This window comes from Paraburkholderia sp. 35.1, from assembly GCF_050436525.1.
Taxonomy (GTDB): Bacteria; Pseudomonadota; Gammaproteobacteria; order Burkholderiales; family Burkholderiaceae; genus Paraburkholderia; species Paraburkholderia tuberum.
The window spans coordinates 2448215-2473413 of the sequence record NZ_JBNDMJ010000002.1 but is presented as its reverse complement, the minus strand read 5'-3'; the positions used below and the strand labels follow the sequence as shown (position 1 = coordinate 2473413).

22 protein-coding genes and 1 pseudogene are annotated in these 25199 nt (G+C 63.5%); 16 read left to right on the top strand and 7 right to left on the bottom strand.

Annotated elements, in window-relative coordinates:
- Nucleotides 1-66: 66 nt before the first annotated feature.
- From OKW27_RS17210 to phaC, 4 genes are all read left to right on the top strand, one after another.
- A complete protein-coding gene (locus OKW27_RS17210) occupies nt 67-816 on the top strand; it encodes an electron transfer flavoprotein subunit beta/FixA family protein (RefSeq protein ID WP_187613944.1) in 750 nt (249 codons plus the stop codon).
- 77 nt (nt 817-893) lie between these two features.
- The gene (locus OKW27_RS17205; RefSeq protein ID WP_429334191.1) at nt 894-1841 is read left to right on the top strand and encodes an electron transfer flavoprotein subunit alpha/FixB family protein; all 948 of its coding nucleotides are present in this window, start codon (nt 894-896) and stop codon (nt 1839-1841) included.
- A gap of 84 nt (nt 1842-1925) precedes the next feature.
- On the top strand, nt 1926-2396 hold the full coding sequence (locus OKW27_RS17200; protein WP_429334190.1) for a MaoC family dehydratase: 471 nt from the start codon (nt 1926-1928) through the stop codon (nt 2394-2396).
- A 14-nt stretch (nt 2397-2410) separates the two neighbouring features.
- Nucleotides 2411-4153 carry a class I poly(R)-hydroxyalkanoic acid synthase gene (gene phaC / locus OKW27_RS17195; protein WP_429334189.1) on the top strand — a complete coding sequence of 581 codons (1743 nt, stop codon included), beginning with the start codon at nt 2411-2413 and terminating at the stop codon, nt 4151-4153.
- Between the two features lie 87 nt (nt 4154-4240).
- Here phaC and OKW27_RS17190 read toward each other — a convergent pair.
- Nucleotides 4241-5243: pseudogene (locus OKW27_RS17190) on the bottom strand (AraC family transcriptional regulator).
- A gap of 244 nt (nt 5244-5487) precedes the next feature.
- Between OKW27_RS17190 and OKW27_RS17185 the strand changes: the two are divergent.
- The 9 genes from OKW27_RS17185 (at nt 5488) to OKW27_RS17145 (ending at nt 14311) form a co-directional block, all read left to right on the top strand.
- A complete protein-coding gene (locus OKW27_RS17185) occupies nt 5488-6543 on the top strand; it encodes a 3-keto-5-aminohexanoate cleavage protein (protein ID WP_090809455.1) in 1056 nt (351 codons plus the stop codon).
- Nucleotides 6544-6697: 154 nt separating this feature from the next.
- Nucleotides 6698-8020, top strand: coding sequence for an MFS transporter (locus tag OKW27_RS17180; protein WP_090809457.1), 1323 nt, complete (start codon nt 6698-6700; stop codon nt 8018-8020).
- Nucleotides 8021-8127: 107 nt separating this feature from the next.
- Nucleotides 8128-9108 carry a quinone oxidoreductase family protein gene (locus OKW27_RS17175; protein WP_090809459.1) on the top strand — a complete coding sequence of 327 codons (981 nt, stop codon included), beginning with the start codon at nt 8128-8130 and terminating at the stop codon, nt 9106-9108.
- A 10-nt stretch (nt 9109-9118) separates the two neighbouring features.
- Nucleotides 9119-9967 carry a TauD/TfdA dioxygenase family protein gene (locus tag OKW27_RS17170; RefSeq protein ID WP_429334188.1) on the top strand — a complete coding sequence of 283 codons (849 nt, stop codon included), beginning with the start codon at nt 9119-9121 and terminating at the stop codon, nt 9965-9967.
- Between the two features lie 18 nt (nt 9968-9985).
- The gene (locus OKW27_RS17165; protein WP_429334187.1) at nt 9986-10552 is read left to right on the top strand and encodes an RBBP9/YdeN family alpha/beta hydrolase; all 567 of its coding nucleotides are present in this window, start codon (nt 9986-9988) and stop codon (nt 10550-10552) included.
- A 32-nt stretch (nt 10553-10584) separates the two neighbouring features.
- Nucleotides 10585-10941: a Rieske (2Fe-2S) protein gene (locus tag OKW27_RS17160; protein ID WP_090810467.1), complete on the top strand. Its 357-nt coding sequence runs from the start codon at nt 10585-10587 to the stop codon at nt 10939-10941.
- 49 nt (nt 10942-10990) lie between these two features.
- Nucleotides 10991-12616 carry a 3-(methylthio)propionyl-CoA ligase gene (locus OKW27_RS17155; RefSeq protein ID WP_429290864.1) on the top strand — a complete coding sequence of 542 codons (1626 nt, stop codon included), beginning with the start codon at nt 10991-10993 and terminating at the stop codon, nt 12614-12616.
- 141 nt (nt 12617-12757) lie between these two features.
- On the top strand, nt 12758-13903 hold the full coding sequence (locus OKW27_RS17150; RefSeq protein WP_429334186.1) for a porin: 1146 nt from the start codon (nt 12758-12760) through the stop codon (nt 13901-13903).
- 30 nt (nt 13904-13933) lie between these two features.
- Nucleotides 13934-14311: a BON domain-containing protein gene (locus OKW27_RS17145; RefSeq protein ID WP_090809465.1), complete on the top strand. Its 378-nt coding sequence runs from the start codon at nt 13934-13936 to the stop codon at nt 14309-14311.
- A 53-nt stretch (nt 14312-14364) separates the two neighbouring features.
- Here the strand turns inward: OKW27_RS17145 and OKW27_RS17140 are convergent, their stop codons facing one another.
- Nucleotides 14365-14808, bottom strand: coding sequence for a VOC family protein (locus OKW27_RS17140; RefSeq protein ID WP_184060608.1), 444 nt, complete (start codon nt 14806-14808; stop codon nt 14365-14367).
- A gap of 297 nt (nt 14809-15105) precedes the next feature.
- Between OKW27_RS17140 and OKW27_RS17135 the strand changes: the two genes are divergently transcribed.
- From OKW27_RS17135 to OKW27_RS17125, 3 genes are all read left to right on the top strand, one after another.
- Nucleotides 15106-15897 carry a DUF899 domain-containing protein gene (locus tag OKW27_RS17135; protein ID WP_429334185.1) on the top strand — a complete coding sequence of 264 codons (792 nt, stop codon included), beginning with the start codon at nt 15106-15108 and terminating at the stop codon, nt 15895-15897.
- Nucleotides 15898-16154: 257 nt separating this feature from the next.
- Nucleotides 16155-16580: a DUF1801 domain-containing protein gene (locus tag OKW27_RS17130; RefSeq protein WP_429334184.1), complete on the top strand. Its 426-nt coding sequence runs from the start codon at nt 16155-16157 to the stop codon at nt 16578-16580.
- 225 nt (nt 16581-16805) lie between these two features.
- Nucleotides 16806-18539: an IlvD/Edd family dehydratase gene (locus OKW27_RS17125; protein ID WP_429334183.1), complete on the top strand. Its 1734-nt coding sequence runs from the start codon at nt 16806-16808 to the stop codon at nt 18537-18539.
- A 130-nt stretch (nt 18540-18669) separates the two neighbouring features.
- Here OKW27_RS17125 and OKW27_RS17120 read toward each other — a convergent pair whose 3' ends face one another.
- From OKW27_RS17120 to OKW27_RS17100, 5 genes are all read right to left on the bottom strand, one after another.
- The gene (locus OKW27_RS17120) at nt 18670-19725 is read right to left on the bottom strand and encodes a serine hydrolase domain-containing protein (RefSeq protein WP_429334182.1); all 1056 of its coding nucleotides are present in this window, start codon (nt 19723-19725) and stop codon (nt 18670-18672) included.
- 43 nt (nt 19726-19768) lie between these two features.
- Nucleotides 19769-21061, bottom strand: coding sequence for an MFS transporter (locus OKW27_RS17115; RefSeq protein WP_429334181.1), 1293 nt, complete (start codon nt 21059-21061; stop codon nt 19769-19771).
- A gap of 363 nt (nt 21062-21424) precedes the next feature.
- Entirely contained in the window at nt 21425-22603 is a 1179-nt protein-coding gene (locus tag OKW27_RS17110; protein WP_429334180.1) for a porin, read from the bottom strand.
- Nucleotides 22604-22932: 329 nt separating this feature from the next.
- Nucleotides 22933-24048, bottom strand: a complete 1116-nt coding sequence (locus OKW27_RS17105; RefSeq protein ID WP_429334179.1) for a succinylglutamate desuccinylase/aspartoacylase family protein — start codon at nt 24046-24048, stop codon at nt 22933-22935.
- A gap of 266 nt (nt 24049-24314) precedes the next feature.
- A complete protein-coding gene (locus tag OKW27_RS17100) occupies nt 24315-25097 on the bottom strand; it encodes an ABC transporter substrate-binding protein (RefSeq protein WP_184039263.1) in 783 nt (260 codons plus the stop codon).
- Nucleotides 25098-25199: the final 102 nt, after the last annotated feature.

Sequence of the window (25199 nt, the reverse complement as noted above, 5' to 3'; positions counted from 1 at the left end):
CAACGGACGTAATGTGTCATTCAAAGCGGTAGGGCTCGGCCCTATCGGTGTGGGAAGGAGAGTGTCGTGAGAGTTCTTGTAGCAGTCAAGCGAGTGGTCGACTACAACGTGAAGGTCCGCGTGAAATCGGACGGTACGGGCGTCGATATCGCGAACGTGAAAATGTCGATGAACCCGTTCGACGAAATCGCGGTTGAAGAAGCGGTGCGTCTGAAGGAAGCGGGCGTCGCGACCGAAGTGATCGCCGTGTCGGCCGGTGTTGCGCAGGCGCAGGAAACGCTGCGCACCGCGCTCGCCATCGGCGCGGATCGCGCGATCCTGATCGAATCTGGTGAAGACCTGCAGCCGCTCGCCGTCGCGAAGCTGCTCAAGGCGCTCGTCGACAAGGAGCAGCCGCAACTGGTGATCCTCGGCAAACAGGCCATCGACGACGACTCCAATCAGACCGGCCAGATGCTCGCCGCGCTCGCGAATCTGCCGCAGGCGACGTTCGCGTCGAAGCTTGTCGTGGCGGACGGCAAGGCGACGGTGTCGCGTGAAGTGGACGGCGGCGCGGAAACGCTGTCGCTGACGCTGCCCGCCGTGGTGACGACCGATCTGCGCCTGAACGAGCCGCGCTACGTGACGCTGCCGAACATCATGAAGGCGAAGAAAAAGCCGCTGGAAACGGTCAAGCCCGAAGACCTCGGTGTCGACGTCACGCCGCGTCTGAAGACGCTGAAAGTCGCCGAGCCGCCCAGGCGCTCCGCCGGTGTGAAGGTGCCGGACGTGAAGACGCTGGTCGAGAAGCTGAAGACCGAAGCGAAGGTGCTTTAAGTAGAACGGCAACTATGTTGCATGGGACTGGAGTAAGCGCTAAAGCGCTAACTCCAGTCGACACGGAGACAGAGCAAATGACGAACCTGGTAATTGCAGAACACGACAATGCGTCGATCAAGGCCGCGACGCTGAACACGATCGCAGCGGCACAGAAGATCGGCGGTGATATTCACGTGCTGGTCGCGGGGCATAACGCACAGGGCGCGGCCGATGCCGCCGCGAAGATCGCTGGTGTCAGCAAGGTGCTGCTCGCCGATGCGCCGCAACTGGCCGCAGGCCTCGCAGAAAACGTCGAAGCGACGGTCCTGACGCTCGTGCAAGATGCGGCGAAGCACTACACGCACATCCTCGCGCCGGCTACCGCCTACGGCAAGAATGTCGCGCCGCGTATCGCCGCGAAGCTCGACGTCGCGCAGATCAGCGACATCACGGCAGTGGATAGCGCCGACACGTTCGAGCGTCCTATCTATGCGGGCAACGCAATCGCGATCGTGCAATCGGCTGATCCGATCAAGGTCATCACCGTGCGCTCGACCGGTTTTGATGCCGTCGCAGCCGTTGGCGGCAGCGCAGCGGTCGAGAGGATCGAAGCGGCAGCCGACGCAGGCCTCGCGCAGTTCGTGAGCCGCGAAGTGACGAAGCTCGATCGTCCGGAACTGACGAGCGCGAAGATCATCGTGTCGGGTGGCCGTGGTCTGGGCAATGGCGAGAACTACATGAAGGTGCTCGAGCCGCTGGCCGACAAGCTCGGCGCGGCACTGGGCGCATCGCGCGCGGCGGTCGACGCGGGCTTCGTGCCGAACGACTATCAGGTCGGCCAGACCGGCAAGATCGTCGCGCCGCAACTGTACGTCGCAGTCGGCATCTCGGGTGCGATCCAGCATCTGGCCGGCATGAAGGACTCGAAAGTCATCGTCGCGATCAACAAGGATGAAGAAGCGCCGATCTTCGGCGTCGCCGATTACGGCCTCGTTGGCGATCTGTTCACCCTCGTGCCGGAACTCGAGCAGGCGCTCGGCTAACCGCATCCAGCGGTTAGCGTCCGGCACAACGCGCAGTACGTGCCAGAAGAGAGGGCAAATGCGCGCCCAGCAAGCGGAATAATCATGAATGAGCTTAACGGATACGATTTCGAAGACCTGCGACCGGGCATGAGTGCCCGGTTCGCCAAGACCATCACGGAGGCGGACATTCTGCTTTTCGCGGGCGCGTCGGGAGACATCAACGCGGTTCACATCAACGAGGAGTTTGCGCAAACCACACCCTTCAAGGGGCGCATCGCTCACGGCATGTTGACCGCCAGCATCATCTCCGCGGCGATCGCGGGGCGGCTGCCCGGCCCGGGCACGATCTACCTCGGCCAGAACCTGCGCTTCAAGTCGCCGGTTCGACCCGGCGACACCGTGCAGGCCGAAGTGACCGTCAAGGAACTGATTCACGACAAGCGCCGCGTGGTGCTGTCCACCGTTTGCACGGTCGGCGGCAAGGTGGTGATCGAAGGCGACGCCGTGGTCATGCCGACAACCTGCCGCGACCGTGTCGTCGAGGACGCGGCTTGCGCCGTCAGCAAAGCATGATAGCGAGCCCCGCCATGAGAATGCCATTCAGCATGCCACATGAGTTTTCCACGGGCTGGGTCAATGCCGGCTTCGATTTATGGCGTTTTTCGCCGGTTAAGGATGAATACGCGACGACGGTGCCCGACACCGACGGCTCGGACTTCGATTTCAACGGGCCGATCGCGCGAGGCTCCGTGACCCACACGAGCGCCCACTATCTGCAACAGCAGGCGCAACTGTGGAGCGACGCCGTCGCCGGATTGATCGGCGGGCGCACGGAGTTGAAGGCGGTCGCCGAGCCCGAGCAGGGAGACCGGCGCTTTCACGCCGACGACTGGTCCAGCAACGGCTGGTACAGCCTTCTTAAACAGAGCTATCTGATCAATGCCCGGGCACTCGCGGAGTTCGTCGAGGCGAGCGCGCTCGACGAAAAGGGCAAGCACAAGCTGCGCTTTTTCATGCGCCAGTTCATCGACTTCGCCAGCCCCGCGAATTTCGTCGCGACGAATCCCGAAGTCCTCCGGGCGGCGGTGGAATCGGGCGGATCGAGCCTGCTCGCGGGCGTTACGCATCTGCTCGACGATCTGGGCAGCGGCTCGATTTCGATTACCGATCAAAGCGCGTTCGAAGTGGGCCGCAGCGTTGCCACGTCCAGTGGCGCGGTGGTCTATGAGAACGATCTGTTTCAGCTGATCCAGTACGAGCCGCTGACACCGAAGGTCGCCGCGCGGCCGCTCGTGATCGTTCCTCCGTGCATCAACAAGTTCTACATCCTGGATCTGCAGCCGGAGAATTCCTTCGTGCGCTTCGCCTGCGAGCAGGGCCTGACGGTGTTCGTCGTGTCCTGGCGCAACCCGCAGCAGGACATGGCGCAGACCACGTGGGACGCCTACCTCGAGGACGGCGTGATGCAGGCGATCAGCGTCGCGCGTGCGATTAGCCGGGCCGACCAGGTCAATGCATTGGGCTGGTGCGTGGGGGGCACGATGCTGTCGTCGGCGCTGGCGGTCATGCGTGCGAACGGCGACGACTCCGTGGCCAGCCTGACGCTGCTGACGGCGTTGCTCGACTTCACCGACCCGGGCGATCTCGGCGTGTTCATCGACGAGCAGGGCGTGGCGATGCGCGAGCATGCGATCGGTGGCGGCGGGCTCTATCCCGGACGCGAACTCGGCTTCGTATTCCAGTCGCTGCGTGCCAACGATCTGATCTGGCCGTATGTCGTGAACAATTACCTGAAAGGCAAAACCCCGGCCGCGTTCGATCTGCTGTACTGGAACGCGGACACGACCAATCTGCCCGGTCCGATGTACAGCTTCTATCTGCGCAACATGTACCTCGAAAACAGTCTGCGCGTGCCGAACAAACTGAAGTTCTGCGACACGCCGGTGGATCTCGGCAACATCGATATTCCAAGCTATCTGATGGCGGCCGAGGAAGATCACATCGTGCCGTGGCGGTCCGCCTATCAGTCGACGCAACTAGTGGGCGGGCAAACCGAGTTCGTGCTGGGGGCAAGCGGCCATATCGCGGGTGTGATCAATCCGGCCTCGAAGAACAAGCGCAGCTACCGAACCAACGATACCTGCGACGAGAACGCCGACGAGTGGCTCGCAACGTCGGTTCAGCAGCGCGGCAGCTGGTGGAATCACTGGATCGACTGGGTCAAGCAGCATTCCGGCGAGCAGGTCGAGGCACGCACGAAGCTCGGCAATAGGAAGTACAAGGCAATCGAGAGCGCACCGGGGCGCTATGTGAAGCTTCGCGCCGAGTGATCGGATGGCGATAGCGGGTGCGGCAAGAACGGGGGGTGATGCTCAGTGCATCACCCTCCGTTTTTTTGTCTTCACTGCCACCGGCCGTCACTTCGCATGGCTCGCGCGCCAGTCGCGCGGTGTCATGTGGAAGCGCGACACGAACCAGTTCGTGAACGATCCCTGTTGCGCGTAGCCGAGAAGCGCCGAGACCCGTCCGATCGGATAGGTGGGATTGCTCATGTAGCGCACGGCGAGTTCGCCGCGGGACTTCCTCGACCTGATCCGAAAAGCTGGTGCCGGCCGAATTCAACTGCCGTTGCATGGTGCGCACGCTCAGATGCAAATAACGTGCAACCAGCTCCGCGTTCGCCTGCTCGAGCGGCAGCAGCAGGTAGATCGCCTTGCGCACTTCCAGCGCGGCCGATTCCGCGGCGCTCACGTTCAGCGGAGAGGCGAGGCTTTCCGCATAGCGCACGAGTTCAGGATCGGCCAGTGGATTCGGGTAGTCGAGATCGGCGCTTGCGCAGACGAACCCGTTGAAGTCGCTGCCGAACACCAGCGGACAGCCGAAGAAGCGTCGATGAAACGTCAGGTCTTTGGGCGCCGGATGCGTGAAGTGGACCTCGCGCGGTTTCCAGAACTTGCCGAGCAGAGCACCGGAGTGCCGCGCGAGGACGCCGAGCGCCAGTTCGATCGCCTGCCTTGTCGGGGTACCCCGTTCGACGACGAGTTCCTCCCGAATGGTGACCGTATTGTCCGCGTCCTCGACGTACACCGCCAGCGCTTCGTTGAGCAGATGACGGTATTCGGCCGCGGCCAGCAACACTTCGCGCAGCGTGCGTTTGTGCGCGAGCAGGACATTGATCACGCCGCTGCCGAAGGTCTGCCGCGTTTCCGCCATTTGCAGCGCGAGGGTCGGGCACGACGCCTTTTCGGCCGTCATTTCCAGTAGCCGGCAACAGGCGGTGGCCGATACGCGATCGTCCGGATTCGCGAGCGCGCCGGCGTCGATGCCGGCCTGCTTCGCGAGCTCGACCGGATTGAGTCCAAGCCGTCGCGTCACTTCGAAATAGCCGCTCATGGCTACCGACGTCACCATCGTTTCCATCGTAGTTTCTCCGGACGATTCACCATGCTGAGTATTTTTTCTAGTCATTAAACACTTGCTTCGCGCAATTATTGGTGTTAACGCGCAGTGGCACGAATCGCTAAAAGGATGGCGTCCAATCATAAAAGTGTAGCGCGCGATTGCCGTATTGTGGGCACATGTCGTTCGATGTGTTCCAGCAAGTTTTCATGCGACCTCGCGATAGCGGAACACCGTCACTTCAAAACTGGATGGAGGCAAACAAATGCAATTTCTCGACGATTCGTTGCACCCTGAGAATCAGGACAAGGTAGTCATCACCACCGCCCCTTACGGCCCGGAATGGATGCCGGAGGACTTCCCGGAAGACATTCCCGTGACGATGGACGAGCAGATCCAGAAGGCCGTCGATTGCTACAACGCCGGCGCCACGGTATTGCACCTGCACGTGCGCGAACTGGACGGCAAGGGCTCGAAGCGCCTGTCGAAGTTCAACGAACTGATCGCGGGTGTGCGCGCGGCAGTGCCCGACATGATCATTCAGGTCGGTGGCTCGATCTCGTTTGCACCGGAAGACGACGGACAAGCCGCGAAGTGGCTGTCCGACGACACGCGTCATATGCTGGCCGATCTCGATCCGAAGCCCGATCAGGTGACGGTCGCGATCAACACCACGCAAATGAACATCATGGAGCTGCTCTATCCGGAGTATCTGGCAGGCACCTCGCTTTCCAACCCCGGGTTCATGGCCGCCTATAGTGAAATGACGGTGCCGGCCGGCCCCGCCTGGGTCGAGGAACACCTGCGCCGCCTGCAGGCTTCGGGCATCCAGCCGCACTTCCAGCTCACCGGCATTCACGCGCTCGAAACGCTCGAACGCCTCGTGCGCAAGGGCGTCTACAAGGGCCCGCTGAACCTGACGTGGATCGGCATCGGTGGCGGCTTCGACGGCCCCAATCCATTCAACTTCTTCAACTTCGTGCATCGCGCGCCGGATGGCTGCACGCTCACCGCCGAGTCGCTGCTGAAGAACGTGCTGCCGTTCAACATGATGGCGATGTCGATGGGCCTGCATCCGCGCTGCGGCATCGAGGACACGATCATCGATCAGCACGGCAAGCGCTTCACGTCGGTGCAGCAGATCGAGCAGTGCGTGCGCGTCGCGCGCGAACTGGGACGCGAAATTGCCACTGGCAAAGAAGCGCGCGAGATCTATCGTATTGGTGTGCAGTACGAGACGGTCGAAGAGACGCTGGTCGCCAACGGCATGGCGCCGAACCGCCAGGCCGGTGTCAGGAACCTGCCGCTTCGCGCGGCGTGATCACCAGGAGCCCGGGCCGGCGCATTGGCCGAGGCCGGGCTTCATGGCTAACGCTTCCGGTGCATAGCGGGGAGCAGATAGCTGAATCCATAACAGTCGTCGGCCCATGCGGGCAAGGCGGCCGCCAGGGAGTCAGCGTGGAAGGAGACAAAATATGCTCGTTCAGCATGCAGCGCCCACGACGGGCGAAGTTTCGGCAGCTCAGACGGACGTGCGCGCTTATGCGTGGGTGGTGTTTGCGTTGACGGTCGGATTGCTGCTTTCCGACTATATGTCGCGGCAAGTGTTGAATGCCGTGTTTCCGCCGCTCAAGGCGGCGTGGCATCTGTCCGATGCGCAGCTGGGTTCGCTCAGCAGCGTGGTCGCGCTGATGGTCGGTGTGCTCACGTTCCCGCTGTCGGTTCTGGCCGACCGCTGGGGCCGCGTGAAGAGCATCGTGCTGATGGCGGCGATGTGGAGTCTCGCGACGGTGGGCTGCGCGATCTCGGCGAACTATGGGCAGTTGCTGCTGGCGCGTGCCTTTGTCGGAATCGGCGAAGCGGCCTATGGCAGTGTCGGTATCGCAGTTGTTCTGAGCATCTTTCCGGTCCGGCTGCGCTCCACGCTGACCGGCACCTTCATGGCGGGCGGCGCGTTCGGCTCGGTGCTGGGCATGGCGCTCGGCGGCGCGGTGGCGGCTCACCTCGGCTGGCGTTCGGCATTCGGCGCCATGGCGGCGATGGGGGTCGTGCTGGTCGTGATCTACCGCCTCGTCGTCACCGAAAAGCGTCTTGTGCCGCTGCAGCCGGCGAGCGTGACGAGGCAGGCGCAATCGCGCGGCATGTGCATGAGCCTGCGCGCGCTGATGAAGGGGTTGTTTTCGACGAAGTCCGTGGTGTGCGCCTATGTGGGCAGCGGCCTCCATCTGCTGGTTCCCGCCGCTGTGTGGGCATGGATGCCGAGCTTCCTGAATCGCTATTACGGCATGGCCACCGGCAAGGCTGCGATGTGCGCGGCGGTGTTCGTGCTGGTGACCGGGGTGGGCATGGTGGTGTGCGGAAACCTCGCCGACCGGCTCAGCAAGAACATGCGGGAACGCAAGTGGAGCGCCGCGATCGCCTTCTGCCTCGCCTGTTTCGTCCTGCTCGCGATTGGCTTGCGGATGCCCGCGGGGCCGTGGCAACTGGTCGTGATCGGCGCCGGCATGTTCTTCTGCGCCGGTGCGAGCGGCCCGTCGGGTGCGATGGTGGCGAACCTCACGCCGCCGACGATTCACGCCTCGGCGTTTGCGACCCTGACGCTCGCGAACAACCTGCTGGGCCTCGCGCCGGCGGCTGTTCTCACGGGGATCATCGCCGATCGGATCGGACTGCTGGGCGCGTTGCAACTGGTGCCGTTCGCACCGCTCGTCGCGGCCGCCGCATTCATGATCGGCAAACGGAACTACTCGGGCGATCTGGATCGGCTGAACACGCTGCGCGAGCAGGCCGCACGCTGACATCGCATGGCGCCGCGCGGACGGCGCGGAGCACGGAACCTGTAACTGCGCCGCTGGCGCAACGAATTCTGCAAAGTGCAGATCAAGTAAAGAATTGGAGAGTCAACATGGCAAAGGCAGTTCGCTTTCATGAAACCGGTGGTCCCGACGTGCTGCGCTACGAGGACGTCGAAGTGGGCAACCCCGGTCCCGGTCAGGTTCGCCTGCGCCATCAGGCAGTGGGCCTCAATTTCGCCGACACCTACTTTCGCAGCGGCCTGTATCCGGTCCCGCTGCCCGCGGGGATGGGCGTGGAGGCCGCGGGCGTGGTCGAGGCCGTTGGCCCGGACGTCACGAACGTCGCGGTGGGCGATCGTGTGACTTACACGGGCTTCCTCAACACGCTCGGCGCGTACAGCACCGAACGCCTGATTCCGGCCGCGCCGCTGATCCGGCTGCCCGATGCGATCGACTGCGAAACGGCTGCCGGCATGACCATGCGCGGGTTGACCTGCGCGTATCTGATGCGCCGCATTCACGACTTCAAGGCGGGCGACACGATCCTTCTGCATGCCGCCGCCGGCGGTGTCGGCCTGATCGTTTCGCAATGGGCGAAGCTGCTGGGTCTGACCGTGATCGGCACGGTTTCGAACGAGGCCAAGGGCGAGGTGGCTCGCGCGCACGGCTGCGATCACATCATCAACTACAGCCACGAAGACGTCGCCAGGCGCGTGCGCGAACTGACCGATGGCGTCGGCGTGAACGTCGTGTTCGACAGCGTCGGCAAAGACACCTTCGAGGCTTCGCTCGATTCGCTGAAGCGCCGCGGTCTATTGGTTTGCGTCGGCACGGCCTCCGGCCCGATCCCGCCGTTCAATCCGCAACTGCTGGCTATGAAAGGCTCGCTCTATCTGACCCGCCCGGCGCTGGCTGACTACATCGCCGACCCGGCCGAGAAGGACGAGCTTGCCGGCGAAATCTTCGGGCTCATCGCCTCGGGACGCATCAAGATCGAGCTGAATCAGCGCTACGCGCTCGAAGATGCGGCGCAAGCCCATCGTGATCTGGAATCGCGCAAGACGACGGGTTCGTCGATCTTCGTCATCTAAGGAGCTAGCCATGCGAGTCGAACAACTGACGTGCTCGATCGGCGCCGAACTGATAGGGGTGAATCTCGCCCACGCCGTCTACGACGATGGCCTGTTTGCCCAAATCCGCTCGGCGCTGCTGAAGCACCGGGTGCTGTTCCTGCGCGACCAGGACATCACGCGTGCCGAACACGTGGCGTTCGCGCGCCGCTTCGGCGAACTGGAAGACCATCCGGTCGCGGGCAGCGATCCGGAAAATCCGGGCCTCGTGCGTATCTACAAGACCCCGGATCAGCCCAACGACCGTTACGAAAACGCGTGGCATGCCGACGCCACCTGGCGCGAAGCGCCGCAGTTCGGTGCCGTGCTGCGCTGCGTCGAGTGTCCCCCCGTCGGCGGCGACACGATGTGGGCGAACATGGTCCTCGCCTACGAGAAGCTGCCGGCGTACGTGAAGGCTCAGATCGCGGACCTGCGCGCGCGCCACAGCATCGAGGCGAGCTTCGGTGCCGCGATGCCGATCGAAAAGCGTCTCGCGCTGAAGGCGCAATTTCCGGACGCGGAGCATCCGGTCGTGCGCACGCATCCGGAAACGGAGGAGAAGGTGCTGTTCGTGAGCGCTTTCACGAGCCATTTCACGAACTTTCATACGCCGGAGCGAGTGCGCTTCGGGCAGGACGCGAATCCGGGCGCGGGCGATCTGCTGCGCTATCTGATCAGCCAGGCGTACATCCCCGAGTACCAGGTGCGCTGGCGCTGGCAGAAGAACAGCATCGCGATCTGGGACAACCGCAGCACGCAGCACTATGCGGTGATGGACTACCCGCCGTGCCACCGCAAGATGGAGCGCGCCGGCATCGTCGGCGACAAGCCGTACTGAACTAGCAGGTAGCTTCCCATGAATTACGAATTGAAACCGACCATTCTGATGGTTCCGGGTCTGCGTGACCACGTCGCGGAGCATTGGCAAACCCTGCTGCAGCAACGGCTGCCGAAAGCGCTGTCGGTGCCGCCGCTCGAGCACGACAAGCTCAGTTGCGCGGCACGCGTCGCGGCGCTCGATGCCACGCTCGCGCGGATCGACGGCCCGGTCATTCTGGTCGCGCATAGCGCTGGCGTGATGATCACCGTGCAATGGGCGGCGCAGCACAAGCGCGAGATTCACGCTGCGCTGCTCGCGGCGCCCGCGGACCTCGAGACGCCGATGCCGGCGGGCTATCCGGAGCTGGATACCCTCGAGCAGAACGGCTGGCTGCCGATTCCGCGCAAGCCGCTGCCGTTTCCGAGCATCGTCGGCGCGAGCCGCAACGATCCGCTCGGGCGGTTCGAGCGGGTGCAGGAGATGGCGCAGGACTGGGGCAGCCGCCTCGTCGATCTCGGCGAAGTGGGGCACCTCAACCCTGCTTCGGGCTTTGGCGAATGGCCGATGGCGGAGACGTTGATTCGCCGCCTGGTACTGATGTGACGCGGCCCGCGTCGGATCAGAAGGAGTCTGGGATGTCGCGTCGGATCGTGGTGGGTGTTGCCGGCGAGCTCGCGCCGGGCCAGCGCAAGCTGGCCTTCATCGATGGCCGCAGCATCGTGCTGTTCAACATCGAAGGCTCGCTTCACGCCATCGACAACACATGTCCGCACAACGGGGCCGCGCTGTCGAGCGGCCAGCTGGAAGGCTGCATGTTGCGCTGTCCGGCGCACGGTCTGCGCTTCGACGTGCGCACGGGCTGCATGGCGGGAACAGGCGGATTGAGCGTGACGACCTTCCCGGTCGACATAGTGGATTCAAAGGTGGTGGTGAGTCTCGACGCGCCGAACCCGACGCCCTCGCAAGCGCGAGCCGGCAGCGCGGCAACGTAAGGCCGGTAGGCCGGGCCCGAGACGCCACAACCAATCAGGAGACGGAAAGATGCAAGGCTTGATGATGCAGCAGTCGCTGCTGGTTTCCGCGCTGCTCACACACGCGGAGCGCCATCACGGCGAACAGGAAATCGTGTCGCGACGCGTGGAAGGAGACATCCATCGTTATTCGTATCGGCACCTCGCGCAGCGCGCGCGCCGTATGGCCAATGCGCTGTCGACGCTCGGCGTCGGCCAGGGCGAGCGCGTCGCGACGCTCGCGTGGAACGGCTATCGCCACATGGAGCTCTATTTCGCGGTGTCGGGCTCCGGGTCCGTGCTGCATACGCTGAACCCACGACTGCACGTCGACCAGCTCGCGTACATCATCGAGCATGCGGAAGATCGTGTCGTGTTCTTCGACCTGACCTTTCTGCCGTTGATCGAGAGCGTCGCGCCCCGGGTGAAGAGCCCGAAAGTATTCGTGGCGATGACCGATCGCGCGCACATGCCGCAAGCGAACGACCTGACCGGCATGCTGATGTGCTACGAGGATCTGCTCGAACTGCACGACGACGTTTTCGAATGGCCGCTGCTCGATGAAAACAGCGCGTCGTCGCTGTGCTACACGTCGGGCACCACCGGCAATCCGAAGGGCGTGCTGTATAGCCATCGTTCGACCGTGCTGCACACCTACGCGGCGGCGCTGCCCGATTCGCTGAACTGTTCCGCGCGCGACGTGATCCTGCCGGTCGTGCCGATGTTCCATGTGAACGCGTGGGGACTGCCCTATATCGCCTGCATGGTCGGCGCGAAGCTGGTGTTTCCGGGGCCGGCGCTCGACGGCAAGTCGCTCTATGAACTGATCGAAACGGAACACGTGACGCTGTCGGCCGGCGTGCCGACGGTGTGGCAGGGACTGCTCACGCATGTCGATGCGATGGGCGGGACCTTCTCGTCGATGCGACGCACGGTGATCGGCGGGGCGCCGTGTCCGACCGCGATGACCGAGGCGTTCCAGAAGCGCCACCGGGTGGAGGTACTGCACGCGTGGGGCATGACCGAATTGAGCCCGATCGGCACGGTCTGCAGCTTCAAGGCGCATCAGCAGTCGCTGCCGATGGAAGATCAGTATAAGGTTCAGGCGAAGCAGGGACGCGCGCTGTTCGGCATCGACATGCGGATCGTCGACTCCCACGGTAATGAATTGCCGTGGGGCGGCGAGAGCGCTGGCGATCTGCAGGTGCGCGGTCACTGGGTCACGCAGCAGTACTTCGGCGCCGACGTCGAGTCGCCATTGTGCGACGGCTGGTTTCCGACCGGCGACATCGCGACGATCGACCGGCACGGCTTCATGCAGATCACCGATCGCAGCAAGGACGTGATCAAGTCGGGCGGCGAATGGATCAGTTCGGCGGCGATCGAAAACGTCGCTTATCTGCATCCGGAAGTCTCGACGGCAGTGTGTATCGCCGCACGGCATCCTAAGTGGGACGAACGGCCGCTGCTGCTGGTCGTGAAAAAGCCGGGCAGCGAGCTGGCCAGCGACGAACTGCTGTCCTTCTTCAACGGCCGGGTCGCGCGCTGGTGGACTCCCGATGCAGTGGTGTTCGTCGACACGGTGCCTATCGGCGCAACAGGCAAGGTCCTGAAGAACCAGTTACGCGATCAGTTCGGCAACTACTACCTGCCCTGATGCGCGGCTCTCGCAGCAACGCAGTTCGATTCACGCAACAACAACGCGACCGGGTACGCCCGGCGCACACAAAACCACCAACCATTTGAAGCGACCGCAGCATCGGCTTTTGCGCCACCGCCGGTACGCGAAGGAGACACAATGAAGTTGAAGTCAAGCAGCGCTGTCGTGTTGGCCGTTTTCGCCACCGCGGCTCATGCGCAGTCGTCAGTGACGCTTTATGGCGTAGTCGATACGGGGCTGCTGTATCAGAGCACATCGGCCGCTACGTTTCTGCCGCACGCGCCGAACACGGGCAAAATTTATCAGCTGAAGGACGGCGGTATCTATTCGAGCTTCTGGGGTATGAAGGGAAGCGAAGACATCGGCGGCGGCTACAAGATCAACTTCAAGCTGCAGGGCGCGTTCAACACCACGAACGGCAAGTTCGGTCTGTCCGACACGCCGGGCACCACGGCGATCTTCAACCAGTTCGCGACGGTCGGCGCATCGGGGCCGTTCGGTACCTTCGACGCCGGCCGGCAGATCATTCCGATGATCTACGCGATGGCGGAAACCGACGTCCGCGGCGCGCAGTATTTCGGCAGTGTTCTGACCGCGTGGCTGGGCATCAATCAGGCGGCCGGCTGGCCTGGCACGAGCACGAACGCGCCGATCGGCGCGCTGTACGACAGCAACGCGCTCGTCTACAACTCGCCGAAATTCCATGGCGCTTCGCTCGCGCTCGAGTACGCGCCGGGCGGCGTCGCCGGTCAGTTCCAGGGCGGTACGCGCGAGTCGGCCGTGCTCAAGTATTCGAACTACGGTCTGAATCTGTCCGCGTTGTATTACAACGGCCACGATACCAATCCGTACCCGATCACCTACCCGGCGGCGCCCGCTATCCCCGCGACCGGGCTTGCGAACAACCGTTTCTACTATTTCGGTGCGATGTACACGATCGCCGGATTTTCGGTGTCGGCCTCGTACGGCGCAGGCAAGAACCCGGCCCATACCAACACCGCGGACTTCGAAATGATCTCGGGGGGCCTCGGCTATCAGTTCAATCCGCGTTTCAAGATCACGTCCGGGTACTACTACTTGAAAGACAAGAACAACTCGGCGAACCATTCGGGTGAGTTCGCCGTGGGCGCGGAATACAACCTGTCCCGGCGCACCAAGGCTTACGCGCAGGTGGGTTATGTCAACAACAGGGGGACCATGAACCAGACCATCGTCTATGGCGCACCGGTTGCACCTGGCATGTCCACCACGGCGGCCATGGTCGGCATCCGCCATAACTTCTGATTACGTCGCCTATAACAACTGGAGTATTCGATGAAAAGCATTCAGGCACGCGCGTTGGCGATTGCCATATTGATTCTGGCCGCGTCGAGCAACGCATGGTCGCAGTCGGGCCAGACGGCTAGTGCAGCTTCGGGCGCACCCGCGATGTCAGCTAGCGCAGCCGCTCCCGTCAGCTCGAGGCAAGCCAATCGCGCGCTGCGTCGGCAGGTGTATGCCGCGATCGGCAAGCACAAGGAGATCAGCGCCGGCAATATAAGCGTCATCGCAAAAGGCGGCGCGGTGACGCTGAACGGCACGGTCACCGACGTTTCCCAGATCAATCAGGTCGCGGAGATCGCGAAGGGTGTTCCGGGGGTGACTTCGGTGACCAACAAGCTCACGGTGGAAAAGCCGTTCGGCGGGATGTAAAAAGAGCTCACGCATCGGGGGATTAAGCGCGAGGAGCCCAATATAACAATCCACTAGCTGTCGAACAGCGCCGTGTAACGGCGCTGCATCTCTTCAGGCGTGAGCGCTTCGATCTGCGCGCCGAGCATCCATTCGTGGCCGAATGGATCGCGCACGGTCGCCGAGCGCTCGCCATAAAAATGATCGGTTAGCGGGCGGACCACGGTTGCGCCCGCTGCAACCGCTCGTGCGAACAGCTCGTCGACGTCGTCGCAGTGGATATGCAGCAGCACACTCGGCCGGCTGTCGCCGGTCGGTCCGAGCATGTCGTGCTCGGGATATTCATCGGACAGCATCACGGTCGCGGGACCGATCTTCACTTCGGCATGACCGATGCGGCCGCCTGGCTCGGTCAGGCGAAACTGCTCGACGCCGCCGAATGCCTGCGCGTAGAACTCGATAGCCCGTGCGGCGTTGCGCACGCGCAGATAGGGGTAGAGCTCGTGGATCGCGTTCATCGTCACCTCCTGGTGGTGGGCGAATATGGGTTGGCGGACACAATAGTCTGCCCCGATCCGCTAAGCGGTCGCTTGGCTACCCACGGGATTCCATCGCCTTTTGACCAACGATGAATCGAGGTCGCTAGCGCTGCTCCTTCTGAATCAAGCCGCACCTGAATCGCGTCACATTTGTCACTCCCATCATTCGATGTCCGGCGGCCTAAACTACCCCATCATCAGTAGCGAGCGATGCCCGGTGAGCGAATCGCCTTCCGACCCGAACGCACAGGACATCGCTCTAACCCGGAGGTTACGATGACGACGATCAAGTCACCTGAGAAGCGTGGGAAAGATGGACAGCTTGCCATGAAGACACCACCGATTGTGTCGCGGCAAGAGTGGGAGGCCGCGCGCGAGCAGCTGCTCGTCAAGGAGAAAGCCTTGACACGTGCCCGCGATGCGCTGGCCGCCGAGCGACGGCGGATGCCATGGTTTGCCGTGGAAAAAACGTATGCGTTCGACGGCCCGGAGGGCAGGGTAAGCCTGCTCGACCTGTTCAACGGCCGCCGCCAGTTGGTCGTCTATCGCGCCTTTTTCGAGCCCGGCGTGCACGGGTGGCCGGAGCATGCGTGCATTGGCTGTTCCCTGGGGGCCGATCAGGTCTCCCACCTTGCCCATTTGCACGCTCGCGACACTACGCTTGTGTACGCGTCCCGCGCGCCGCAAGCCGATATCGCGCGGCTGAAGACCCGGATGGGCTGGGAGATGATCCCCTGGTACACCATCACCGATAGTTTCGACGCCGACTTCGGCGTGGACGAATGGCACGGCCACAACGCGTTCATCCGGGACGGCGAGCGGGTGTTCCGAACGTACTTCATTAACGGCCGTGGGGACGAGGCGATGGGCACGATCTGGAGCTACCTTGACATGACGGCGCTCGGGCGGCAGGAGACGTGGGAGGATTCGCCGGAGGGCTACCCGCAGAGCCGACCGTACAAGTGGTGGAACTGGAACGACACTTACGTCCCCGGCGCGGCTCCCGATCCGAAGTGGGTCGAGGTGTCAGATGCCGGAGAGGCTGCATTTCGGAAACGCGACGACTAGCGCCTGACGAATCATCGATCCCTGTCGTTTCTCCGTCCGATGCTGCAGCCTGCGGGCAAACTGTGAAGCGATGCCCGGATGCGGATAAGCAGTATCGCGGTACGTTCGATGTTTGAAATCGCGTCGTCGTATTGAGCGCGCTCGTGGAACGGCGGTGCGCCAGCCACGAATCCAGGCGGAGATTACAATGACAGAGTCGTTACGGCATCCTATCGGTTCAACCGCTTCGTTTCCCCGCTTACGAGGGCCGCACTCCAATGAACGCATCCGAACGTATCGACGAACTGATCGCGGGACTCACCGACTGGCGCGGCGCGACCTTCGCTCGCATCCGCCAGTGCATGCTCGCAGCGGATCGGGACATCGTCGAGGAATTCAAGTGGATGGGTAGTCCGGTCTGGTCGCGCGACGGCATGATCGCGGTCGCCAACGCCCACAAGGGCAAGGTCAAGCTGACCTTCGCGCATGGCGCGGGTCTGGCCGACCCGGACGGCTTGTTCAACGCGGGCCTCGAAGGCAACGCGCGGCGCGCTATCGACTTCTTCGAGAGCGACGGGGTCGACGAGCGCGCACTGAAAGCGCTGGTGCGCGCCGCAATCGACTATAACCAGAATCATCTGAAGCAGAACGTGCGCGGCGCACTACCGAAAGCCGGCCGTAAGCGGGCGTCCGGCGACGCCTGAGGCCGGCACAGTCTGATCGCCAGCCGCGCCGCACCGCGAACCCTGTGGGTGGATACCAGAATTGATATCGATATCACCCAAAATATAATTGGAAAGATATCAACTCGCTCCGTACACTTCACCATCCCTGGACACTGAGCGGCAAGCTTGCGCCGTAGCGTCGGGCGGGCCGCTTCAGTCAAATTGGCCGGTGAGGGGTCCCGGCACATGCATCAAGGACCTAGTATGTCGGAAAAAAAGCGGAAATTGCGCTCGGCCGAGTGGTTCGGCACGGCTGACAAGAACGGCTTCATGTATCGAAGCTGGATGAAGAATCAGGGCATTCCCGATCATGAGTTCGACGGGCGTCCCGTGATCGGTATCTGCAACACGTGGTCCGAGCTGACGCCGTGCAACGCGCACTTTCGCAAGCTCGCCGAGCACGTGAAGCGCGGCGTCTATGAAGCGGGCGGCTTCCCGGTCGAGTTCCCGGTGTTTTCCAACGGCGAATCGAATCTGCGTCCGACCGCGATGCTCACGCGCAATCTCGCGGCGATGGATGTCGAGGAGGCGATCCGCGGCAATCCGATCGACGCGGTCGTGCTGCTGACCGGCTGCGACAAGACGACCCCCGCGCTGCTGATGGGCGCGGCGAGCTGCGACGTGCCGGCGATCGTCGTGACCGGCGGCCCGATGCTGAACGGCAAGCTCGACGGCAAGAACATCGGCTCTGGCACCGCGGTGTGGCAGCTGCACGAATCGCTGAAGGCCGGCGAGATCGATCTGCATCAGTTCCTGTCGGCCGAGGCGGGCATGTCGCGCTCGGCGGGCACCTGCAACACGATGGGCACCGCGTCGACGATGGCCTGCATGGCCGAGGCGCTCGGCACGTCGCTGCCGCACAACGCGGCGATTCCCGCGGTCGACTCGCGCCGCTATGTGCTTGCGCATATGTCGGGAATCCGGATCGTCGAAATGGCGCTCGAAGACCTGAAGCTGTCGAAGATCCTCACGCGCGAGGCGTTCGTCAACGCCATTCGCGTCAATGCGGCGATCGGCGGCTCGACCAACGCGGTGATTCATCTGAAGGCGATCGCGGGGCGCATCGGTATCGATCTTGATCTCGACGACTGGGTGCGCATCGGCCGCGACACGCCGACGATCGTCGATCTGATGCCGTCGGGCCGTTTCCTGATGGAAGAGTTTTATTACGCGGGCGGCCTGCCGGCCGTGCTGCGCCGGCTCGGCGAAGGGAACCTGCTGCCGCATCCGGACGCGTTGACGGTCAACGGCAAGTCGCTGTGGGACAACGTGAAGGATGCACCCAACACCAACGACGAAGTGATCCGTCCGCTCGACAAGCCGCTCGTCGCCGATGGCGGCATCCGCGTGCTGCGCGGCAATCTCGCGCCGCGCGGCGCGGTGCTGAAGCCGTCGGCGGCGACACCCGAGTTGCTCAAGCATCGCGGACGCGCGGTCGTGTTCGAGAACCTGGAGCACTACAAGGCGCGCATCGTCGACGAGACGCTCGACGTCGACGCGAATTCGGTGCTGGTGATGAAGAACTGCGGGCCGAAGGGTTATCCGGGCATGGCCGAAGTCGGCAACATGGGCCTGCCGCCGAAGCTGCTGAGGCAGGGCGTGAAGGACATGGTGCGCATTTCCGATGCGCGCATGAGCGGCACCGCCTACGGCACCGTGGTGCTGCACGTGACGCCGGAAGCGGCGGCCGGCGGCCCGCTCGCCGCGGTGCAGGACGGCGACTGGATCGAGCTCGATTGCGACGCGGGCACGCTGCACCTCGATGTCAGCGACGCGGAACTCGAGCGCCGTCTCGCGCAGCATGTGCCGCCCCCGCCGCCGGAAGGTGGCGGCTACCGGCGCCTGTATATCGATCACGTGCTGCAGGCCGACGAGGGTTGCGACCTCGACTTCCTCGTGGGGTGTCGAGGTTCCGCGGTGCCGCGGCATTCGCACTGACGCGCCGTTGCAACGGCAACGGCTCGGCCCATGACCGTGCGGGCGATGCATTCGTGCATCGCCCGCATTTTTTGATGACCTGTGGTTGGCGTTCGCGGCGCAGCTGCCTTGGATGGTGCGCCGCTAATGGCTATTGGCCGAGGTTGTCGACCGCGTCGAGCACGAGTCCGAAGAACTCGTTCGCCGCGGCCGGATTCAGCCAGCGCACGACCACGGTCATGCGCCGCTCCGGTTCGACCCACGTGAACGAACTGCCTGCGCCGACACCGAAATAGCTCGACTCCGGCACGTTCGGGAACACCTTGCGCCCGGTGTTGAGCCACACGAGGTAGCCATAGAACGGCGCGATCGCGCACGGCGTGCGCATGCGCGCGATCCATTCGGACGACAGCACGCGCTGGCCGTTCGCGACGCCGTCGTTGAGCAGCATCTGTGCGACCTTCAACTGATCGTTCGCGCTGACCGATACGCCGCCGCCCCAGTGCGTGCCGCCCGGCACCGACTGCATGCGTCGCCCGTCGATTTCGACCCACGCATTGTCGTAGCCGACCCATTGCCAGTTTTCGCTCGCCCCCGAAGGCCGCATGATCGCTTCGCGAAACACCTCGGGCAGCGGCTGACGGAACAGATGCAGCAGCGCGAGCGAGAACTGGTTGATGCGGACGTCGTTGTATTCCCAGTACGTGCCCGGCCGTTGCGGCGGACGCAGATCGCCTTTTTTGCCATCGGGCGGCGCGGCGAAATTGACCGCACGGTAGTGATCCGCCTGATCCGACAAACCGAAGTACGTGCCGCGCCATTCGCTCGTTTGCTGCAGTAGATGCGCCCAGCTGATCGGCGCGTTGTGTTCGTCGTCGAAGCCGATGTCGGGTACGCGCACGCGCACCGGTTCGTCGACGTCGGGCAACAGGCCGCGATCGTGCGCGACGCCGGCCAGCAGCGCGAGGTACATCTTCGCGACACTGAAGGTCAGGTCGGCGCGATCCGGTTCGCCCCAGCTCGTCAGCACGCGGCCGTCGACGGCGATCGCGCCCGACACCGGCCCGCGATCATGCACGGGACCGAGCAGCCTGTTCCACGGCGGCGGGTCGTTTACGTGCACCCCCCATGCGCCACCCACATGGCGGTCCCAAAGCGATTCATGATCCACCGCGAACTGCACGGCTTGCTGCAAACGGTCTTGCATGGATAAGTTCCTGTCGGTTCAACGAAGCCCGCGAGGCAGAGACTCACCGTGCGTGCAGTCGCACGCGTGCCCACATCACGGTGAAAAGGCTGAGCATGGCCGCGAGCATCAGATAGAGTCCGGGCGCGAGATTATTGCCGGTCGCCGCGATCAGCGCGGCAACGGCGAGCGGCGTGAAGCCCCCGAACACGGTGGTGCCGATGTTGTAGCCGAACGCCATGCCGGTCGTGCGCGTGCGGGTCGGGAACAACTCGGACATCAAGGCCGGAATCGGCGCGAAGTAGGTCGCTTTCAGCAACGCGACCCACGTGACCGCGGCAAGCAACGAGCCGAGCGACGGGCGCGCGTTCATCAGCACGAAGGCGGGATACACGGTCGCGAAGAACAGCACGCCGGCGCCGAGCATGATGCGCACGCGGCCTACCTTGTCGGACAGATGACCGACGAGCGGCGTGAGCATCATCATGATCAGACCGGCCGCGAGCGTCGCGATGAAGCCCGACGACGGTGCGAGTCCGAGCTGCCGCGCCGCGTAGGTCGGCATGTAGAGCAGCATGTAGTTGGCCGTGGTGGTCAGCACGAGCACGCCGATCGACACGAGCACCCGTTCCTTTTGCGTCGCGAGCAGTTCTCGCACCGGCGCGGCGGATTTTTCCGCGCGCTCGAACTCCGGCGTTTCGTCGATGCGGCGGCGAATGTAGAGCCCGACCGGACCGATCAGCATGCCGAACAGGAACGGAATGCGCCAGCCCCAGCCTTCGAGTTGCGCGGTCGTCAGCGTGCTCGTCAACACCGCGCCGAACAGCGACGCCAGCACCGTGCTCGCGCCCTGGCTCGAGAACTGCCAGCTCGCCATGAAGCCTTTGCGCTCCGGCGCATGTTCGATCAGAAACGCGGTCGAACTGCCGAACTCGCCGCCCGCCGAGAATCCCTGCAACAGCCGCGACGCGAATACGCCAATCGGCGCGAGCACGCCGATCGCCGCATACGACGGCATCAACGCGATCATGCTGGTGCCGAGCGTCATCATCGCAATCGATAGCGTCAACGATGCCTTGCGGCCTTTGCGGTCGCTGAACGAGCCGAGCGCGAGCGCGCCGATCGGTCGCGCGAGATACGACAGCGCGAAGGTGCCGAGCGTGAGCAGCAGCGATACGGTGCGGTCGTGCACCGGAAAAAACGTGCGCGACAGCACGGCCGCGAAGTAGCCGTACACGACCAGATCGTAGAACTCCAGTGCGTTGCCGATCGAGGTCGCGAGAATCAGCCGCGATACGCTCGAGCGCGAAGTGTGCCGCGCGAGCGCGTCGGCGGTGGTGACGGAGTCCATGCTCATGACGAAGTCCTCTGGCGGCATTGGGAGGCGCGCCGGCAGTGTCGCGTGAGCGGCGCGGGCGCGGGATCGAAGCGTGTGACCCGATGTTGGGGTGGACGATATTTATAGACAATTACAATATTTGGCAGATATCGTTGCCGAAACGGCAAAGCGGAATCGAGCTGACCCAGCTATTCGATATCGCATGCAGTCTCGAAGGCCTCGCGTTCGATCCGGCGTTCGTCGAATTGCTGACGGGCGCGATCGAGAATCCGGCGTTGCTCGACCGATTTCGCGCCGCAAAAGAAAAAGCGCCCCGCAGGGCGCTTTCCATCGATTCAATCAGGCAGGGAACACAGGTGTTCCCTGCCGCGAACCGTCTGCTTAGAACTTGTGACGCAGACCGACACGGAACGCCAGCTGGTTGTCGGCGCCGACGCCCGACGTGCTGAAGTAGCTCGTGCTCGAACCGATCTGTGCCTGCAGATCCTGCGTGCCGTTGCGGCCCGACGCGATCTGATAGATGCCCAGCACGTACACGTCCGTGCGCTTCGACAGCGCGTAGTCGCCGCTCAGGTCCACCTGGTTCCAGTGACCGACGTTCGCGCCGCTCAGGTGCATGTACGTGTAGCCCGCGCCTGCCGTGATAGCCGGCGTGACCGCGTACTTCGCGCCTGCTTCGTAGGCGGCGAACGTGGTCGACCCACCCGAGATCGGTGCGAGGCGCGTGTTCGTGTACAGGGCCCACAGCGTCGCCGGGCCGAATCCGTAACGGCCGCCAACGCCGACCGTGCGCAGATCCTGGATCTGGCCGTTGCCGATCGTCGGGAAGCTGACGTTAGCCAGCGAAGTCGAGAAGGCCGGCGATGCCTGGCCCGGATAACGGATGTCCGTGTACGCCGCGCCGATACCGAACGGGCCGTTCGCATAGTTCGCGCCGAAGCTGTAAGCGCGCGACGAACCTGCCACCGGGGCAGTGGACGTGCCCGTACCCGGCGTGCCGGCAAAGCCGCCTGCCGTGTTCGAGAAGCCGTACATCGCGCCGAAGGTCAGGCCGGAGAAGTTCGCGCTGCTGAACTTGACCGAGTTGTTGATACGGCTCGACGTGAGCTGGTCGACGTCGTTGATGTGGTAAGCGTAGTTGCCCGCGACGGTCTGGCCGCCGGTCGCGTAGTTGGAGCCGAGGTAGTCGGTCGAGAACGAGTACTGGCGACCGAACGTCAGCGAACCGACGTTGTTCTGCGACACGCCGACGTACGCCTGGCGCCCGAACATCGCGCCGCCCTGGCCGGCGGTGCCGTTCCCGCTGTTGAAGCCGTTTTCCAACACGAACAGCGCCTTCAGGCCGTTACCGAGGTCTTCCGTGCCACGCAGGCCCCAACGGCTGCCGTTCGCGACGCCGTCGTCGTACTTGGTCAGGCTGCTGTGGCCGGTGGCCGTTTTCGAGTTGTTCACGTAGCTGATACCGGCATCGATCAGGCCATACAGCGTGACGCTGCTTTGTGCGTGAGCGGCGGAGGCGAAGACGGCAAACGTAGCGGCGGTCAGGATTTTCTTGTTCAAAATACTTCTCCGGGTTAGCAAATTTTGGCGATCGCGACGCGCTGCTCTGCGGCAACGTCGCGCGATGGCCGGCAATTTAAGGGAACGCTGAGTAAGGTCTGTGACACTGAAAAATTATTTTCACGGTGTCGTGTCGGCGCGACACTTTGCGTGTGCACCGGAGGCAGGTGTATCGGTGGCGGGGCGGGTCGGTCGACCCTGGAGCGAGGCTGGACGCGTGGCAGCGAATCGCCCGCCTGGCGGCGGGCGATCGGTTATTTCAGCTGGTGCGTGAAAATTCAGTTACATGGCCGGCCGCGACAGCAGCGACGGTCGCAGCGGCTCTGGGGTCAGTTGCTCAGCAACGAGCCGCTGCGGAACGGCGTCTGGCCGGCGATGCGCGCGAATTCGAGGCCGGCCGTCGCGAAACGCGCCAGATGCCGCGCGTACAGCACGCCGGCCACGGTGTTTTTGATCGTGACGACGCGGTCCGTCAACGGATCGACGATGTCCGCGATTTGCTGGCCCACGTCCACCCACGTGCCGACCTCGCAGCGATAGACGAGCACGCCGCTGATCGGCGCGACGAGCGGCTCGGCGCCCGCGAGCGGCGTCGCCGCGAATTCGAGCGGCGGCATCGGCGCCGGCTCGCCGTCGACCACGCCGCGCAAGGTCAGATACTCGATGATCGCCTGCGCGTCTTTTTCCGCGAGTTCGTACGACACATCGCGCTGGCCGCGCAACTCGATCGTGACCGAGATGCCGCCGTTCGGGATCGGGAAGCGCTCGCCGAAACGGCCGCGCAGATCCGACCAGCAGAAGCTGTGGATTTCGTCGAACGGATTGCCGACCGAGTTCAGCGCGAGCAGCGACGCCTTCGCGTCCAGGTAGCGCGCGAGCGGCTCGACTTCGGGCCACAGGTCCGGATTGGTGTACAGGTGCATCGCGGCTTCCCAGTCGCAATGCAGATCGAGCACGACGTCGGCGTCGTACGAGAGCTTTTGCAGCGCGAGGCGTTGCGAGCCGAGTTCGGTGGTCGGCTGCTGCGCGTCGAGCGCTTCGCGCATCGCCGTGCGGATGGCGGCGCGGTTCGCGTCGATGTCGCTGGTCAGACGCGATTCGATGAACGGCTGCACGAGTTCCGCGAGGTCGTAGAAGTTGCGGTTGAAGTTCTGCGCGCTGCCGGTTTCGAAGCGGCCGAGCATCTGGCCGAGCAGATGCTGATTAAGGCCGATCGGATTCGGCACCGGCACGACCACGACTTCGCCACGCAGCTTGCCCGCGGCTTCGAGCGCGGCCAGCTTGCGTCGCAGCGACCACGACACCAGCATCCCGGGCAGTTCGTCCGCATGCAGGGACGACTGGATATAGATTTTCTGGCCGCCGCCGGGACCGTAGTGGAAACTCGTCAGTTCACGGGCGGTGCCAAGCGACGGGGCAATCAGCGGATGGGTCTGGGTTTGCATGGTTTTGGCTTCGCGGCCCGTTCGGAGCAGCCGCGCTAGGTGGTTGATTGCAAGGGGAAAGATGCGCGCCGGCAGCGCGCGTGGTCCGCATGCGCGGACTGCGGCAACCTGTCTCAGGGGAGCCGCGTCTCGCACGATCTTAGCCGATATGCCACACGATGTGGCTTGATGCGGCTAGATGTGGAGCCGCAAAACAAAACGGGCTCCGCGTCGCGGAGCCCGTTTCGGACAAGCTGCCGGCGCGCCGTGCGGCGCGCGTGGGCGATTTAGCTGCCGTACACGTCGAAGTCGAAGTACTTCTTCTCGATCTTCTTGTAGGTGCCGTCCTTGATCATGTCAGCGATCGCCTTGTCGACCTTCACCTTCAGATCGGTGTCTTCCTTGCGCATGCCGATGCCGGCGCCATTGCCGAGGATCTTCGGATCGTCGAGGTCCTTGCCGACGAACGCGAAGCCCTTGCCGCGCGGCGTCTTCAGGAAGCCCTGGTCAGCCTGCACCGCGTCTTGCAGCGCTGCGTCCAGACGGCCCGAGATCAGGTCGGCGTAGACCTGGTCCTGGTTCTGATACGCCACGACTTTCGCGCCCGCCGGTTCCCAGTAGGTCTTCGCGTAGGTTTCCTGGATGGTGCCCTGTTCGACGCCCACCGTCTTGCCCTTCAGCGATTCAGCGGTCGGCAGGATGCCCGAGCCCTGCTTCGCGACGAGGCGCGTCGGCGTATTGAACAGCTTCGACGAGAAAGCGATCTGTTCGGCGCGTTGCGGCGTCATCGACATCGACGACAGCACGCCGTCGAACTTCTTCGCCTTCAGTGCCGGGATCATGCCGTCGAAGTCGTTTTCCACCCACACGCACTTCGCACCGACGCGCTTGCAGATTTCGTTGCCGAGGTCGATATCGAAGCCAACGAGCTTGCCGTCCGCGCCTTTCGACTCGAACGGGGGATAGCTGGCATCAACACCAAAACGGATCGTCGACCAATCTTTAGCGTGTGCGCCAATCGAGACGGTGGCAAGCAGAGCAACCGTCAAAGCCGCTAGCAGTTTTTTCACTGTTTTTACTCCTCGGTGTAGTTCAATTACGCCCTCGGCGGTTGTGCCGCCTTGGGACGCCCGGCGCGTCTCGCAAACGGGCTTCTGGTCAGGATGCAAGCC

Bases quoted from the DNA above. Each gene is read 5' to 3' on its own strand.
- OKW27_RS17205 (WP_429334191.1), top strand. From the start codon at position 894: ATGACGAACCTGGTAATTGCAGAACACGACAATGCGTCGATCAAGGCC.
- OKW27_RS17200 (WP_429334190.1), top strand. From the start codon at position 1,926: ATGAATGAGCTTAACGGATACGATTTCGAAGACCTGCGACCGGGCATG.
- phaC (WP_429334189.1), top strand. From the start codon at position 2,411: ATGAGAATGCCATTCAGCATGCCACATGAGTTTTCCACGGGCTGGGTC.
- OKW27_RS17185 (WP_090809455.1), top strand. From the start codon at position 5,488: ATGCAATTTCTCGACGATTCGTTGCACCCTGAGAATCAGGACAAGGTA.
- OKW27_RS17180 (WP_090809457.1), top strand. From the start codon at position 6,698: ATGCTCGTTCAGCATGCAGCGCCCACGACGGGCGAAGTTTCGGCAGCT.
- OKW27_RS17175 (WP_090809459.1), top strand. From the start codon at position 8,128: ATGGCAAAGGCAGTTCGCTTTCATGAAACCGGTGGTCCCGACGTGCTG.
- OKW27_RS17170 (WP_429334188.1), top strand. From the start codon at position 9,119: ATGCGAGTCGAACAACTGACGTGCTCGATCGGCGCCGAACTGATAGGG.
- OKW27_RS17165 (WP_429334187.1), top strand. From the start codon at position 9,986: ATGAATTACGAATTGAAACCGACCATTCTGATGGTTCCGGGTCTGCGT.
- OKW27_RS17160 (WP_090810467.1), top strand. From the start codon at position 10,585: ATGTCGCGTCGGATCGTGGTGGGTGTTGCCGGCGAGCTCGCGCCGGGC.
- OKW27_RS17155 (WP_429290864.1), top strand. From the start codon at position 10,991: ATGCAAGGCTTGATGATGCAGCAGTCGCTGCTGGTTTCCGCGCTGCTC.
- OKW27_RS17150 (WP_429334186.1), top strand. From the start codon at position 12,758: ATGAAGTTGAAGTCAAGCAGCGCTGTCGTGTTGGCCGTTTTCGCCACC.
- OKW27_RS17145 (WP_090809465.1), top strand. From the start codon at position 13,934: ATGAAAAGCATTCAGGCACGCGCGTTGGCGATTGCCATATTGATTCTG.
- OKW27_RS17140 (WP_184060608.1), bottom strand. From the start codon at position 14,808: ATGAACGCGATCCACGAGCTCTACCCCTATCTGCGCGTGCGCAACGCC.
- OKW27_RS17135 (WP_429334185.1), top strand. From the start codon at position 15,106: ATGACGACGATCAAGTCACCTGAGAAGCGTGGGAAAGATGGACAGCTT.
- OKW27_RS17130 (WP_429334184.1), top strand. From the start codon at position 16,155: ATGAACGCATCCGAACGTATCGACGAACTGATCGCGGGACTCACCGAC.
- OKW27_RS17125 (WP_429334183.1), top strand. From the start codon at position 16,806: ATGTCGGAAAAAAAGCGGAAATTGCGCTCGGCCGAGTGGTTCGGCACG.
- OKW27_RS17120 (WP_429334182.1), bottom strand. From the start codon at position 19,725: ATGCAAGACCGTTTGCAGCAAGCCGTGCAGTTCGCGGTGGATCATGAA.
- OKW27_RS17115 (WP_429334181.1), bottom strand. From the start codon at position 21,061: ATGAGCATGGACTCCGTCACCACCGCCGACGCGCTCGCGCGGCACACT.
- OKW27_RS17105 (WP_429334179.1), bottom strand. From the start codon at position 24,048: ATGCAAACCCAGACCCATCCGCTGATTGCCCCGTCGCTTGGCACCGCC.